Origin of the sequence: Geminocystis sp. NIES-3709 (assembly GCF_001548115.1) — a bacterium.
GTDB lineage: Bacteria > Cyanobacteriota > Cyanobacteriia > Cyanobacteriales > Cyanobacteriaceae > Geminocystis.
Map to the genome: position 1 here is coordinate 434,213 of NZ_AP014821.1, position 16,155 is coordinate 450,367.

Genomic DNA, 16,155 nt, shown 5'->3' on the forward strand with positions numbered 1-16,155 from the left:
ATTTATTTATACTCAGTAAGAGAATAAAAGATAATGGTGAGGGTAGGCAAAAACAAAACATTGTTTAATTAGATGATTGTTTTAAAGTAATTTTTGTTATTTTCAATAGTTTATTTAAACTAAATTATTCCAGCAATTCCCATTTTGAGCGAAAATTTATATTATTTCAAAACAAAGAAAATAAATTGGTAGTTTTTTTTATTAATTAGCTTAAAATTTTCACAATAAGAATTGCTGAAGGTAATAGATCAAAAAAAGAAAAATCTAAACTTGAAAGTAATTTTGCCTTAAATTTTAAAATTCTCCTAGTCTTCTAGTCTTCCTCTGTTTAATTAACGTCTCCAAGAAACTTTAGGTAAAATTTGTTCCATATCAACTCTCCCCTTATACTTCTGTGCAAAATTAAGTAAAGAATCAAGGAGAGAATCTGATAAATAGTGAGGTTTTAAACCTAAATCTAATAAGTTGGTATTTTTAGCATTGAAGTAGTGTTCTTCTAATTCAACTCTTGGATTTTGAATATTGTTGACTTCAACTTTTAATCCTAAAGTTGCACTAGCTTTTTGTACCATATTTGCCAAATCATTAATACTAAATAATTCAGTAAATTGGTTAAATACTCGGAATTTTCCTGCTTCCGCAGGATTAGCGATCGCCAACTCCATACATCGAACAGTATCACGAATATCGAGAAAAGCACGAGTTTGCCCACCACTACCATACACTGTTAAAGGATGTTCGATCGCCGCCTGAATACAAAAACGGTTCAAAGCAGTACCAAAAACTCCATCATAGTCAAGACGATTAATGAGTAGTTCATCTATACCAGTTTCTTCTGTTAACACACCATAGACAACTCCTTGATTTAAATCAGTAGCACGTATCCCCCAGACTTTACAGGCAAAATGGATATTGTGGCTATCGTGAACTTTACTTAAATGATAAAAACTACCGGGTTGCTTAGGATAAGGTAAAACATCTTTACGCCCGTTATGTTCAATTTCGATATAACCTTCTTCAATATCAATATTGGGAGTCCCATATTCCCCCATAGTACCTAATTTGACGAGGTGAGAATCAGGAAACTCCTCTTTTATAGCGTAGAGAATATTTAAAGTACCTACTACGTTATTAACTTGGGTAAATACAGCGTGTTCTCTATCAATCATAGAGTAAGGTGCGCTACGTTGTTCCCCAAAATGTACGATCGACTCAGGCTCAAATTGACGAAAGGCTTTTATTAGGAAATCGTAGTTAGTAATATCTCCTATAAAAAGCTCAATTTTTTTACCAGTTAACTCATACCAACGTTTAATCCGTTGTTGAATCGAGGCAATAGGGGTTAAAGTGTGTACCCCTAATTTATCATCCCAATGACGACGACCTAAATTATCGAGAATAGCGACATCATAACCTTTATTTGATAAATGGAGTGCTGTTGCCCAACCGCAATAACCGTCTCCGCCTATTACTAATGCTTTCATCTTTACTATTTTTTCTTGTTATATCAATATTTAGGTTAATTTACCAATTATTGGCACATAAAAGATCATCTGAGTTAATTTTTTTTGCCTATAAGGTTAGTTTAATAAATACCCACTAAGAATTGAAATCGACATTTTGCATACTTCAAGAAAGTACTAAAATAAATCAAAATAATTATTGTTTAATTATGTAAACTTTATAGACTCTTGATTTATCAATGAGGGCAACAACTGTTAGTGTTGAAACGCTAAAAATAATCAAGAAAATGGATTAAAACCTTAATTAATTTAAAGTATTGACATCTACAAACAAATAAAAGCATAATTATTAAATTCGATCGATGTTCAATAAAAAATTAATATAATTAAGGCATATTAAGAAATAATCAGTCAATAAAATAACCTCTAAAAATTAAATTTTTTAAGAGAATAATTGGCAGCTTGGGAAACTTGAGGATTAACATCTTTCGCTAAATATTTCAAGGCAGAAATACTTTTTTGAGTGTTAAAATTACCCAATGATTCTGCTAATCTTTGACGAATTAACCAGTCTTCTGACTGTGCAAATGTCAATATTTCTTCAATACAATCCTCTGCTTTTATTTCTCCTAATGCTGAAATAGCCGCTTGTTGCAAAACTGTTTCACCGCTATGTAAAGCCTCTAATAGTACTTGTTTTGCTCTAATATCTCCTAAATTTCCTAAAGATACTGCGGCACTAAATCTTACTAACCATTGTGTATCTTCATAGAACGATCGTACTAAAGCCTCAAAAGCACCTATATCTCTTAAATAACCTAAAGCACCTGCGGCATCTGCACGAATACCATAGTCTGGATCTGTTTCTAATAATTTTACTAAGATAGGTAAACATTCATCAGTTTTTTTTACTCCTAAAGCGAATATTGCCATAGAACGCACTGGTAACATTTCATCATCTATTACTTTCTTAATTAAAGGTACAGCATCTTCTGCTTCTACTTCTCTTAAGGATGCAAGAGCTAATAGTCTATCTTTAGAATTACTACTTTCCAATTTACTGCATATTTCAGTTAAGTCAACCTTACTCATATTTTTCTCAATATTTCTTTACAATTCTCATTATAGGCGATCGATTTGTAGAATTTAGAATTTAGGATGTAGAATTTAGAAGCTATAATTATTCCTATTATCAAATTTATTATAAATAATTTAAAATTTTTATGTTTAAGTCTTATTAAGATTCAGTATATGAATTAGTCTTTATATTTTAAAATTTATCGATCGTTTATTTAGTTTTATGAATCTACAAAAAGTAATTTTAACTCTCAAAAGTTTAACAGAATTAGAAATACAGAATAATTGGTTTTATCTCGATCGAGATTTAGATAATTCACCCATAAATATAGATCAAAATTGGCAAAAAGGTATAGTTAATGAAAAAAATTATTTAGTTTGGGAAAAAGGTAATCAAGTCAGATGGTTTGCTCAAAAAATTATAATTCCTAAAAGTTTAAATAATAATTATCCTTTAGATAGTTTAAGTTTAAGAATTGCCCTAACATGGTGGGCAGAATTAGCACAAATTTTTGTCAATGGTAAATTGGTTTGTGAAGGAGATTTATTTGATTGTTCTAGTAGAATTTTATTCACAGAAAAAGTAAATATTGGGGAAGAATATATTATTAGTTTACGATTAGTTAGTCCTAGTCATGATATTGGTGGTTTAATGGCTTCTAAATGCCTTTATGAGAGTAATTATAATGATATTGATCCTAGTTTTATAGCGAATGAATTAACTATTTTAGAAAAATATATCAATCAATTTTATCCTGAAAAAAATACTTTTTTAGAAGAAGAAGTTAGTAAAATTAATTGGAATGTAATTAATAATCAGTCTTTATTTAGACAAGAATTAGCTAACTTAAGAAATCGTCTTTTACCCCTATCTAACTATATTAAAGAAAGAAACTTTTATTTACTAGGTCATGCTCATTTGGATATGGCTTGGTTATGGACTTTAGAAGAAACCTATGAAGTTGCTCAACGGACTTTTAATTCTGTTTTAAATCTTCAAAAAAACTATTCTTATTTAACTTTTGGTCATACAACTGCCTATCTATATAAATGGATAGAAAATCATAATTTGCCATTATTTACTCAAATTCAACAAGCTGTTAAAAATAATTTATGGGAAATTTTAGGAGGAATGTGGGTTGAACCTGATGTAAATTTAATTAGTGGAGAATCTCTAGTTAGACAGTTATTATATGGGCAAAAATATTTTTTAGAAAAGTTTGGTAAATATAACAATATAGCATGGTTACCTGATACTTTTGGTTTTCCTTGGCAGTTACCACAAATTTTACAACAAGCAGAAATTAATTACTTTGTAACAGGCAAATTACACTGGAATGATACAAATAAATTTCCTTATGGTTGTTTTTGGTGGCAATCTCCTGATGGTAGTCGTATTTTTAGCTTGATGTCTCCTCCTAATGTTGCCGGAGTGATGGATACCAATCCTCTTACCATGACTAACTATAGTGTAGATTGGGAGAACCAGACGGGGTTAAAAGATGTGTTTTGGCTTCCGGGAGTGGGAGATCATGGAGGAGGCCCGACTCGTGATATGTTAGAGGTAGGAAAACGTTACGATCGATCTCCTTTTTTTCCTAAGTTAAATTTTACAACTGCTCAAGAATATTTAGAAAAAATTAGCAGTATTTCTTGTGACAATTTACCTGTTTGGAATAATGAACTTTACTTAGAATTACATAGAGGTTGTTATACAACTCATGGAGATCAAAAATACTTTAATCGCTACTCAGAAAAACTATTATATCAAGCAGAACTATTTTCAACTATTGCGAATATTTTATCTCGAAAATTTAAACAAAAATTAAACATAAATGCTGATCATCAAAAAAGAATAAAAGAAAATTGGCAAAAAGTTTTATTAAATCAATTTCATGATATTTTACCCGGTACTTCTATAACTCCAGTTTTCACTGAAGCAAATCAACTTTGGCAAGAAATTATTAATGATACTGAATCTATTTTACAAGATTCTTTAACCTCGATCACCTCTTATATAAATTTTGATAAAATTTCACAAAAAAACTATCAAATAATAGTAATTTTTAATTCTTTAAATTGGCAACGATCGGAAATTATTGAAATAGATATTAACAATGATAATGGAATATTATATAATGTATTTGATGAGAATGGAAAATCATTAAAAACTCAAATTTCCAAAGACGGTAAACTATTATTTTTTGCTAAAAATATTCCTAGTATCGGTTATAAATCATTTTATCTTAAATCTAATGAAACAGAAAAAATAACTTCTTTCATTGAGGAAAAAAATGTTTTAAATAATGAGAATTATATTTTAGAAAATCAATATATCAAGGTTAATATCGATATAGAGACAGGAAATATAATTAGTTTTTATGACAAAATCAATAATCAAGAAGTTTTAAATGGTTATGGTAATGAATTACAATTATTCGAGGATAAGGGGCAATATTGGGATGCGTGGAATATTGATCCTCATTATCAAAATTATCCCCTAGAAAATCCGACTTTAACATCTATTAAATGGTTAGAAAAAGGATTATTAAGACAAATCATAAGAATAGAAAAAACTTTTAATCGATCGAGTTTTATTCAGGATTATATTTTAAACTTTAATACTCCTATATTAACCATAAAAAATAAAGTTCATTGGCAAGAGGACTATACTTTATTAAAAGTTAATTTTCCTTTAAAAATAGAAAGTAATTTTGTTACTTATGACATTGCCTGTGGCAATATTAAACGAACAACAAAACCTGAAACAGACAGAGAAAAAGCACAATGGGAAGTTTGCGGACATTATTGGGCAGATTTAAGTAATAATAATTATGGTGTAAGTTTGCTTAATGATTGTAAATATGGTTATGACAGTAAGCCAAATCAATTAAGATTAACTTTATTGCGTAGTCCAAAATGGCCAGATGAAAAATGTGATCGTGTAACGCCACTTGGTGAACAAGGTTATCATGAATTTAGTTATAGTTTATATCCTCATAAAAATGATTGGAAAAAAGGGAATACTGTTAAAAAAGGTTATGAATTAAATGTACCTTTACAAATTTTATTTTTAGATAAGAAAAAAGCACAATTATCAGTTTTACCTACTACTACTGAATTAATCAAAATAAATGCAGATAATTTAATCTTAATGGCATTAAAAATAACAGAAGAAGATTCTAATAAAATTCTTTTTCGAGGTTATGAATGTTATGGAGATTATTGTGATTTTACTTTTAAAAGCATATTAGATTTTTCCCTCAAAACTAGAGTTAATTTATTAGAACATCCCGTTAAAAATCAAAATCAAAAAATTAAACCCTATCAAATTTTTAGTTTTATTTGTGAATAAATAATATTTAACTACTTATATTTTTGAAAAATAATTTACTTCAAGTTATTAACAATAAAAATATTTATGACAATTATAATTCGCAATATACAACCTTCTGATTATAAAGTGATTATTTCAGTGATTGATGAATGGTGGCATGGGAGAAAGATGAGAGATATGTTACCTAAACTTTTTTTTATTCATTTTCAAGAAACCAGTTTTATTGTGGAAAAAGAAAATAAAATAATTGGATTTTTAATCGGTTTTTTATCTCAAACTCATTCAGAAGAAGCATATATTCATTTCAGCGGAATTGATCCTAATTTTCGTCAACAAGGTTTAGGAAATTCTTTATATCACAAATTTTTTCAAGTAGTTCAAAAATACGATCGTAAACGAGTAAAATGTGTAACGTCTCCTCTTAATAAAAATTCGATCGCTTTTCATTTACGCTTAGGATTTGAGATAGAAAAAGGAAATGCTACCGAAAAAGATATTTCCTACCACTTAAACTATGATGGAGATGGAGAGCATCGAGTATTATTTATTAAACAGTTATAATTCTAATCAATATTGAGAATTAAGCTAAGTACCTTAATGTTATAAGTATTTAACTTAACACCTAATACCCACTACCTAACACCTTTTTCAAGTAATAATTTATCGTACTCAAAATGAGAAAGCCATTTTATTTATTTAAAACATGATAAATTGCCCAAATCGCCATGGCACGTAAATAATGACTGGCACGAAATGTACCGACTGCGGTTATGGCTTCAGGGGTACGAAATTGTAACCCATTTTCATAAACTTGTTTAACTACCGTTTCTGCTACTTTCAAGCCTTCTTCTTTCATGCCGTTAAGTATCATAAAAGCAACGATGCCATAATTAATACCTGTCCATACTTCCAGAGGATGAGTATCATTTTCTTTCATGGGTTTCCCGTCTGGTTTTAAACCGTTGGCAATACCAAATTTACCGTCATGAAATTTCAAAAAACAAGCATCATAAACCTTATTTAAAGTCGATCGAACATACTCAGATTCTACCACATCAGGTAATCCTAAAATCTGGGCATAAAATTGTCCTGAAAGTTGATCCGCCATAACTACATCAGAACCACTCTGACTATCTAAGTTATAGTATTCACCATTCCACAGAGTTTGATGATAAATTGCCCTTGATTTTGCTAACCAATCAGCAAAAATTTCGATCGAACTTCTAATACCTTCAGGGAAATCATCAGGTTGTAAATTAGGATTCATGGGAGGATTTGCCATCAAAATTTTACCAATAGCGATAGCCGCTTCAAGAGAAACAATCCATAAACCACCACAATAGGCACTAATACCTTGTAATCGCCAATCATCAAAAGTTTGATCTGGTGCCCCTGAATTTTCAGGAATACCGTCACCGTCTAAATCAAAACCTTTTACATAATGGAGGGTTTCCACAATACTATCCCAACATTCCCACAGAAAATCTTGATCTTGACTTCCCGTAAAAAGATAATCTCGATAGACTTGCAGAACAAAATCGCAACCGAGATCCTTCCATAAATTACAATCTTGATAGCTAGTATAGTTAGTTTTTTCCCAAGGGTGTTCATTAGGCGCACCTAAGTCGTGGGGAGTTGCTCCTTTCGCCTTTCTAATGGCACTAGCACGGTTATAACCGATAATACGAGGAGTATCGTCAGAGTGAGAAATGGCATGACTAAAAGCCTCTAAAATTGACTTATCTAAACGAGGCCAAAGCATGATCATAGAAAACGAACCATAAAGCCTCACATCTAAACTTTCATACCATCGATAATCAATACATTCTAACACCCCAAACTGTCCCACAGGATCATTTTCTGTAGCCGCAGTCCATAAACTACCACCATCGGCAAGTAAATATAACTCGTTAAATAATGCCATCTTGAGCCAATCGGGTAAATTCGATCGTATTAAAATGGGTTTTTGCCATTCATTGATGCGATTTTGCCACATATCACTATGTTTTAAAGCAGTACGCACGATCGACCAAGCATTTTTACCATTTCTACCGAAAAAGTCTGTATAACGGCGATAATAGTTGATTCCTTGAGCAAATTCAGTGACGGGGAAATCCCATGCTAAAACAAACGGAATTTTCTTCGTTTTACCCGGCTTAATAGTAAATCTAATCGCCATAGCCCCGGCAATTTGTTCTCCCGGCTCTGCGGGTGTCTCATCTTGGTAGTCTGGCAATGTTCCGTTCATGGCAAAATAATCCCATAACTCACTACCATCTCCTTTAGGATTCCATCGACTATGATAAAACACCTCTAAGGTAGGATTGGTAACACTAGCGATCGCAAATTGTCCTTCTCCTTCTTGGGGCTCATCATTCATGCGTATTCGATCGAATAGACAACCTACTCTAAAATTATCTTGAATCCACTGATTAAGATTCCCCGTGCTATCCCCCCACCGAGGTTGATATTCATACTCAGGGCTACCATCATCACGAACTTTAACCGTAGGGCTTTTTATGGTATTAGTAAACCAACCGACGCTATTTTGCCATGAAAACATGATACTAAGAGTAATTTCTTTATCCGTGGGATTATGGATACTCCAATCAAATACCGCTACAGGATAACTTGCCTCTTGATAACTGCCTCCCCAAATAGGAGAAAATTGCTCACAAATTAGATGAGATTTAAAAACCCCTTGATAGTCAAACCAACTACGGGGATACAAAGCAGAATAAGTACCTTGCCCTTGAGGATACCATGCCCAGCTAGATAAACTACCATTGTCAGGAGGAGTGGTACTCATAGCGTAAACTTGGGGAGATTCTCCTTCTACTTGCTCAAATACACTAAACTGACAAGCAGATAAAGCCTTAAAAATATGATTACCGCCGTCAATATGCCAGAGATTAAAGTCACCGTTAACGCCTCTACCAATACAACCGCTACCAAATCCTCCCAATGGCATTCCATGATTAGCACCATCATCGAGATTACTGGCATAACGAACAGTATAAGGCTTTTCCCAAATTTTGCCAATTTCACATTGCCAAGCTGAAGGTGGAATATTTGGTAATTCGATTTTAAGCATATTGACGGATTGAAAAAGAGATTTTTTTAAATATTAAGCTATTTAGCACCTAAGTTCTTGTTGAATTTTTTTTCATACTAAAAACTACAGTAAACAAAGTTCTCCAGCCACTTCTAAACGTCTATAATCGTCAATTCTTAAAAACTTATCTCCCAAATTCTCGGCTACCGTGGGAGTAATCCATCCCATTTGTTTTAAAACATGAATAGCGGTAGCATATTTAGCCCGTTTTGCACCGTCAAGAATTTTGATGGCTAAACCCATATTTTGACCAATATTTCCGATACATTGGATACCTTCTGCCCCAGATTTACTAACTAGCATTCCATCTGTTAGGTTCATCAATTCTGTATCAAATGCCCCCTCCCCTGCTACCATCGTGGGATGATGAGTCATCGCTCTAACAATTCTTTCTAAGTCGATACTGTTGCCTGATGCTAATTTAGCGTAAAGGGTTGCCATTTGTCCTAATTCTAAGGCGTAGGTAGGGACACCACAATCATCTCTCGCTGTCATGATTTCTGCCCCGGGAATACATAATAATTCCGCTACTTTATTTAAAATTAACTGTTGTACGGGGTTCGATCGATGAAAATAAGTATCTAAATCCCAATTTCTTTGTTGACACACTGCTAACATTCCAGCGTGTTTGCCTGAACAGTTGTGTTGTAAGGCACTATCTTTTCCTTCGGGAATGGGGCATTTTAAGTAACTAGGTTCAATATCTGAGCGCCAAAGAATATTAAATACTTGTCTTGCTTGTTCAATTTTACCTTGATGAGAACTACATACAATAGCTAAGTCTTTGTCGTTTAAGTCGAATCTTTCCATTACTCCAGTGCTTGTTACTGCAAGGGCTTGAAAGGGTTTCATGGACGATCGCATAAAGGATACGGTTTCAGGATCTCCGGCTACAGCTAGAATACGTCCTCGATCATCTGCGACAACTACTTCTCCTTGATGGATAGATTCCACGATACCTTCTCTGAGGAGATGTACTTCTAAACGGGAATAAGGGGGGCGTTTTAGTCTTGTCATGGTGATGATTTAAGGCGATCGATACTAATTCAAATATTTATTGTCTATGGTCTCTGGTTGATTGTCAATTAGGGATTAGCCATAGAGTTATTCCACCGCTACCCATTAAACCTAAAAGCAAGATTAAACTTTTTTGTAACTTTTTTAATAATGGTTGTACCTGATACTGAAAAATTAGTTGATCTCGACGATAAAATTCTGGGGGTTTTTCCCACACTTGTCCATCATACCAACTAGATTCTTCATATACTATCTTAGTTTTTCTGAGTCGATCGCCGATATATCTCCATCCCAAATATAAACGGACTAGAGCAAATCCCACAAAAAAAGAAGAACCTAATAAACTACATAACAAAAAAGAAAAAAAGGTTTCTTGAGGGGGGAAACTAGCGGCAGAAATAGGGACACAAATTAATAAACTAAGAATTATCACCCATGTTAATTTACGAGCAAATTGCCATTTTGGCAGTATCACCCAACTAAAAAACCATGACTGTGCTAACTCTTGATATTCATTAAGAGGTTGTTGTTCTAATGGTACAGGACAAAATGTAGTCGATTCAGTCATAAATATAAGAGTTAGGTAAAAGCTAATTTCTAATTGCTAATTGCTTTAAACAGAGTTTTTTCTGCACTTCCCCAAAAAGCCTCTAAGTCATAAAATTGTCGGGCTTCAGGCAAGAAAATATGGGCGATTACGTCACCATAGTCGTGAAGAATCCAGTTTCCTTCGTTTTTTCCTTCAATTCTTCTAGGATTACGATTTACTTTTTTATATACTTCGTCCTCGATCGACAAAGAAATTGCTCTTAATTGTGGTTGAGAAAATCCCGTCATAATCACAAAATAATCTGCCAAGTAAGACATTTTTTCCACGTTTAATAAAACAATATTATCCGCTTTTCGATCGTCTCCTGCCTCAGCAATAATTAAGGCTAAATCCTTACTGCTAATATTCGTGTCTGATAAATTGATTTTTTGATCGGAACAATAGTTATCGATTTGTAAATGTGATTTTGTCATTCAAATTATTTAGTCTCTTTTTTATAATTATATATAACTCTTAATTTTTTCGTTGTACCTTCCAATGTACTATGTTAATAAGATTAGACACATCTGAGTTTACGAATCAAGAATGAGCAATAGATCATAGACAAATTTTGAAATATTGTTGACTAATTAAAAAAAAAAAAACTTAAATTATCTCAGTGAACTGTAAAAATTCTGAAGAAATAGTTAATTTAGAGATTAGATTAATAAACAAAAAAATAAAGAGTCTGAAATATAAAGTATAGTAAAAGAAATCAAATAAATAAATTTGAAAATAGTTTAAGTTAATTTCTCCTCCTAACCGCTAATTGCTAAAAGCTAACTCCTAACTAGGGTTTTCTTTTTGGGCAAATTTAACATTTCCCCATGTCAGTTTTTGTTGTAAAGTCTTAACATCTCCCTGTTTAGCGGCATTTTTTATTTCTCTAATATAATGAGCATTGGCGATCGCTTCTTCTTTAGAACGGGAGCTAGTTTCAAAACATTTTTCGAGGGCTTGATAAATACCAATACGACGAATTTTAGTAAAATATTGACGCTCAATATCTAATAATTTAGTCATCAATTCTAACTCCATTTCATCTTCACATAAATCTTGTAAAATTTCCCATTCTTCTTTCCCTAATAAACTATTTCCTGCTCCAATTCGAGGATCAATAAATTCCTCATTTTTTACCTCTTGATAAATACGAGGAAGACTATCATCAAATTCGTGTTTTTCTTCTAACCAAATACGCCTAATTTCGCTTAATTCTTCTGTGGTAATTAATTTTATTTCTTGAAATTCTGGGGGGGCAAATTTTCTAATACTAACTTCTGCTTCTAATACTTTTCTTAACCAATGTTCACGCCATTTTTTGACGTAAGGGCCTGGTATTGGCTCGATCGAGGTTGTACCTTCCAAATTTCGCTCAAATAACTCTACCTTTCCGTAAATTCGGCGAAAATCACGCTTATCTCGATCGTCTCGGATGTCTAACTCATTACGAATATCTAACAAGGGTTGTAACCATTCTTTTTCCTCGTCATTTTGAATCATCGCCTCCATCGATTTATCTTTGCTAACCATTGTACATACCCAACAACCGAAACGAGAGTCACCACAGCTAGGAGTTGAAGTATCCACCACCAAAGGACATTCATTATCTGCTGTTGCACCTCGATACATAGTAAATAAGTCTTGATTATCTCCCCCCCAGGGATTTTTCCATTGTAATAAGTATAACCAAACTTCATCAGTACGCCAATTTTCGATCGGAGTGTAGATATAGGAATTAGGTACATGAGAATTGAGGTTTAAACGGTCACGAAATCTACCTTTAGCGTGTTTTTCCATATTTTTTGCCCTAGTGGCACTCTCAGCTTTTCTAACCCCCAATACAAGAATTATTTCTCCATGATTGCGCACGGTTTCCCTAATAAAATTATCCGCAGGTTGAATTTTCATTCTGTCAGTACACCATCGAAAACCATGACGGGGAGCGGGATAGCCTTTGCCCATTAAACAAACCCAGAAAGTGTCTTTAACCGCAGGAGTGAGTAAATGAGGTTCAAAGGGCATTTTTTGTTCTTTAGCGGCGATTTCCATTCGTTTAAGACAACCTTTTACCCAATGAGCTACGATAGGATTTTCTACTTGAGTATCTGTACTAATTACATAAATTTTTTTCTGACGTTTTTGTTCCGGTAACGCTGCGATCGCATTCCAAATTAATTGTAGAATACAAGAACTATCTTTTCCGCCACTGTAGCCGATAATCCAAGGCAGATAATCTTGACAATATAATTCCTGAATTTCAGCAGTTAAAATATTAATATCACCAATCAATTCTTCTAAACTGCGAGGGGGAAAAAGAGGAATTTGGATACTGGTACTATTCATAAAATAATTAATATTGAACAATTTGCGATAAATAACATCTTAACTAACTATCAACTATTAAGTAGAAAACACATTTAGATCGACGGATGAACCTCAAACTCAGATCTTGCATCAGTATAATAAATAATACCAATAGAACAAAACGGTAAAAATCAATTTTAGAAGTGTTAAAATCAATTCTTATCATTTTTCCCTCTTCCCTTTTCCCTCTCTTTACCTATAATTTTATAGTTCACCCTTGGTAATTATTAATGACAAAACTATGTGTAACGCCAAATGCAATAATCTCTCGAAAAATATTAACTGTCAATTATTAGTCACAATATCAACGATATGATAAAAACTCGATGTAGTCAAAACTCTAAAAAACAACGAAAATTACGATCGATAAAAAGATATTGGCAGTATTACAGATTAAGACTATTAAGGTTAAAAGAACATCCTCACAAAATAGCGAGAGGTTTTGCCGCAGGGGTTTTTGCTGGTTGTTTTCCTTTTATTGGCTTACAGTTTGTTATGGCAATAATTTTCGCTTTACTTATTCGAGGTAATAAGTTTACAGCTATTCTCGGTACATGGATTAGTAACCCTTTTACTTCTGTTCCTTTATTTTTGTTTAATTTTCAAGTTGGTAAATTGGTTCTTAGTTTATTTATTAATAATAGTGATTTACATTTTAACTGGGATTCTTTCGCAGAGGTTAAAGATTTGGGAACAGAAATTATAGTTACTTTATTATTTGGATCTCTGCTTGTTGGTTTATGTTTTAGCTCGATCGCCTATTATTTAATTATAGATTTGCTGAAAAAACGTAAAAACCCTTAAATCTCAATCTTTTTTTTAATAATTAATGGTACACTTGTCCGTCAGGCATGATAGCACCTTCTAAATTAACCCCAGTAATATTAGCACTGCTTAAATCAGCACCAATTAAATTAGCATTAGTTAAATCCGCTGAAGTCAGATTGGTACGAGCAAAAAAGACTTCCATTAAAGAAGCATTACGCATGATAGCACCATAAAGATTAGCACGACTCAAGTCCGATCGATTAAGCCTAGCAAAAGTCAAATTAGCTTGAATTAAATTAGCCCTAATTAATTTACAATCAGGCATAGTAGCACTTTCTAAATTGACCATACTCATATCCGTATCAATCAATTTAGCTCGTTCTAATTTTGTATTAGAAAGATTAGCCCCAATTAATTTTGCTCCTGTTAAATCTACCTCCGTTAAAAAAGCACCCTTTAAATTAGCTTGAGTTAAATCTGCCCCTGTTAAATCTGAACCTCTTAAGTTAACCTCTCGTAAATTTGCACCTACTAAACTTGCATTTCTTAAATCCACACCTTGAAGATCTGCACTTTTTAAATCGGCTTTATCAAGGTTTGCCCCTTTTAAAATAGTGGGTTTAGCTCTTTTTTCTAAGCGCATATTTGCTCCTCTTAAACAAGCTCCCTTGAGATTTGCACTACTAAGATCAGCAAAACGTAAGTCAACCTCAATTAAATTAGCATCTAATAAATTTGCTAAAGTTAATTTTACATTTCTCATGTCAGCTTTTTGTAGAATAGCTCCATGAAATTCTCCTCGATGAAGATTTGCCCCGACTAAACTAGCTTGATTCAAATTTGCACCACTAAAATTAGTTTCTTCTAAATTTGCTCGACTTAAATCCGCTCTACTCAGATAACAAAAAGTTAAATTAGCTTTCTGTAAATTAGCATCATTAAGAACAATTCCGATTAAATCAGCTCCGACTAAATCAATTCCTGCTAGGGTTGCCCCTGTAAAACGATTTTCTCCAGCAGAATAACGTTCAATAAATTCATTAACTTCCATTTCTTAAACTCTTTAATAATTAGGCTTTTTTATAAAAATGTTTCACGGATTCTACGATCGCACTTACTGCTTGGGCATTATCTTCTGGCTCTAATCCTTCTATACTCGAATTTGCTACCAACATTAAATGACTCTCAATGGTTTTTATATCTTTTCCATACTGTTGAAACATTCTAATCAATAAGTCGTCTAAACTACAAGTGCGCACGATCGACCAGTGTTGTTCAGAAATATCAATTTGATATATTGCATAAAACAACATAATTTTGGCTCGTAAAGGGTTGGTATATTGCATAATCTCTTGTTTGAGATCAAAAAGATTATCTAGTTTTAACCAAGGGATAACTTGTCCTTCTGGTACACCGGCAGCCATAATACTACCGGATAAATCAAGATCTGAAGTATCTTCCGATTCTGAAGATTCAACATTTGTCTCAATATCTTGATTAAATGTAGGGGGTACAGACTCCGTAGAGGTATTTTTACTTTTAGCCTTAATTAATTGAGTTTCTTCTTCCTGTTCACTGTCATTATCTGCAACAGCTTCTGCGGTATCATGTTTATATAAATAAGTCAATTCCCCAACGATGGTATCCGCAATAAAAGAATAAAAATTTTGTCGATTAATAGTAGAAACAATGTTTTCAAGAGCTTTTTTTAATCTTTTTGGGTTGGGATAAAGTTGATATAATTCTAGTAATAATTCTCGAAGATCATACATTTCAATGACGTTAATGTCATTTTCCCAATATTGTTTACAAGCGGCAAAAATCAATTTTTTGATTCTAGGTGATTCCTCGTGATACTCGATATTTTCAACAATTCGATCGACTAAATCTGATTCAAACTCATTTCCTTGATTTTGTTCTTGAGGTAAAGAATGTTCATCACTATCATATAAAGGTGACATTCTTTGAAAAACATATTTAGCAATTTTTACATATACTTCTTTACGATTTAACGTATTAACAGCTTGATAAAGTAAGGCTTTAAGATCATCTGCTGTGGGATTATTGTCATAAAGATTTTTAAGCAAAGATTCAAAAGAATAATTGTCAATAATAGAAAAATCTGATTCCCAATATCTTTGACTCACATAAAAAATTAATTTTTTAGCTCTTTTGGCTTCCTGTGAATGACTTAAATCATGGGCAATACTAGCGATTATATCTGACGATATGATCATAGAACTTCGTCGGGGCTAATTTATATTTAACATTCTGAAATTATAACCAATACCCCTCATCCTAGCATAGTGAATAATTAATAATTAATAATTAAGACTCTGTTACTTCTCGTCGTGATAAATTATTCCTTGAAAAAGGTTTTAGGTATTAGGTGTTAGGTGTTAGGTGAAATGCAAACTCTCAATCT

12 protein-coding genes are annotated in these 16,155 nt (G+C 32.7%); 3 read left to right on the forward strand and 9 right to left on the reverse strand.

What is annotated here, in order from left to right; genetic code table 11:
- Positions 1-332 precede the first annotated feature (332 nt).
- Entirely contained in the window at positions 333-1,484 is a 1,152-nt protein-coding gene (locus tag GM3709_RS01770; protein WP_066115702.1) for an NAD-dependent epimerase/dehydratase family protein, read from the reverse strand.
- Between the two features lie 405 nt (positions 1,485-1,889).
- Positions 1,890-2,555: a HEAT repeat domain-containing protein gene (locus tag GM3709_RS01775; RefSeq protein ID WP_066115704.1), complete on the reverse strand. Its 666-nt coding sequence runs from the start codon at positions 2,553-2,555 to the stop codon at positions 1,890-1,892.
- Between the two features lie 208 nt (positions 2,556-2,763).
- Here GM3709_RS01775 and GM3709_RS01780 point away from each other — a divergent pair, with 208 nt between their 5' ends.
- Both GM3709_RS01780 and GM3709_RS01785 read left to right on the forward strand, forming a co-directional pair.
- Complete coding sequence (locus GM3709_RS01780) at positions 2,764-5,895, forward strand: alpha-mannosidase (RefSeq protein WP_066115706.1); 3,132 nt, start codon at positions 2,764-2,766, stop codon at positions 5,893-5,895.
- A 66-nt stretch (positions 5,896-5,961) separates the two neighbouring features.
- Positions 5,962-6,438 carry a GNAT family N-acetyltransferase gene (locus GM3709_RS01785; RefSeq protein WP_231937599.1) on the forward strand — a complete coding sequence of 159 codons (477 nt, stop codon included), beginning with the start codon at positions 5,962-5,964 and terminating at the stop codon, positions 6,436-6,438.
- Positions 6,439-6,565: 127 nt separating this feature from the next.
- On the opposite strand, the gene GM3709_RS01790 is transcribed toward GM3709_RS01785, so the two are convergent.
- The 5 genes from GM3709_RS01790 to dndC all read right to left on the reverse strand — a co-directional run bounded on the left by GM3709_RS01790 (position 6,566) and on the right by dndC (position 12,941).
- On the reverse strand, positions 6,566-8,971 hold the full coding sequence (locus GM3709_RS01790) for a GH116 family glycosyl hydrolase (RefSeq protein WP_066115708.1): 2,406 nt from the start codon (positions 8,969-8,971) through the stop codon (positions 6,566-6,568).
- A gap of 84 nt (positions 8,972-9,055) precedes the next feature.
- Positions 9,056-10,009 (reverse strand): asparaginase, encoded by a 954-nt coding sequence (locus GM3709_RS01795; RefSeq protein WP_066115710.1) that lies wholly within the window; start codon positions 10,007-10,009, stop codon positions 9,056-9,058.
- Between the two features lie 64 nt (positions 10,010-10,073).
- Positions 10,074-10,577: a CGLD27 family protein gene (locus tag GM3709_RS01800; protein WP_066115712.1), complete on the reverse strand. Its 504-nt coding sequence runs from the start codon at positions 10,575-10,577 to the stop codon at positions 10,074-10,076.
- Between the two features lie 29 nt (positions 10,578-10,606).
- Positions 10,607-11,032 carry a ribosome silencing factor gene (gene rsfS, locus GM3709_RS01805; RefSeq protein ID WP_066115714.1) on the reverse strand — a complete coding sequence of 142 codons (426 nt, stop codon included), beginning with the start codon at positions 11,030-11,032 and terminating at the stop codon, positions 10,607-10,609.
- Positions 11,033-11,384: 352 nt separating this feature from the next.
- Positions 11,385-12,941 carry a DNA phosphorothioation system sulfurtransferase DndC gene (dndC, locus tag GM3709_RS01810; RefSeq protein WP_066115715.1) on the reverse strand — a complete coding sequence of 519 codons (1,557 nt, stop codon included), beginning with the start codon at positions 12,939-12,941 and terminating at the stop codon, positions 11,385-11,387.
- Positions 12,942-13,274: 333 nt separating this feature from the next.
- Here dndC and GM3709_RS01815 point away from each other — a divergent pair, with 333 nt between their 5' ends.
- Complete coding sequence (locus tag GM3709_RS01815) at positions 13,275-13,766, forward strand: DUF2062 domain-containing protein (RefSeq protein WP_066115717.1); 492 nt, start codon at positions 13,275-13,277, stop codon at positions 13,764-13,766.
- Between the two features lie 22 nt (positions 13,767-13,788).
- Here the strand turns inward: GM3709_RS01815 and GM3709_RS01820 are convergent, their stop codons facing one another.
- Positions 13,789-14,781, reverse strand: a complete 993-nt coding sequence (locus GM3709_RS01820) for a pentapeptide repeat-containing protein (protein ID WP_066115719.1) — start codon at positions 14,779-14,781, stop codon at positions 13,789-13,791.
- A gap of 19 nt (positions 14,782-14,800) precedes the next feature.
- The gene (locus tag GM3709_RS01825) at positions 14,801-15,967 is read right to left on the reverse strand and encodes a hypothetical protein (RefSeq protein WP_066115721.1); all 1,167 of its coding nucleotides are present in this window, start codon (positions 15,965-15,967) and stop codon (positions 14,801-14,803) included.
- Positions 15,968-16,155 lie beyond the last annotated feature (188 nt).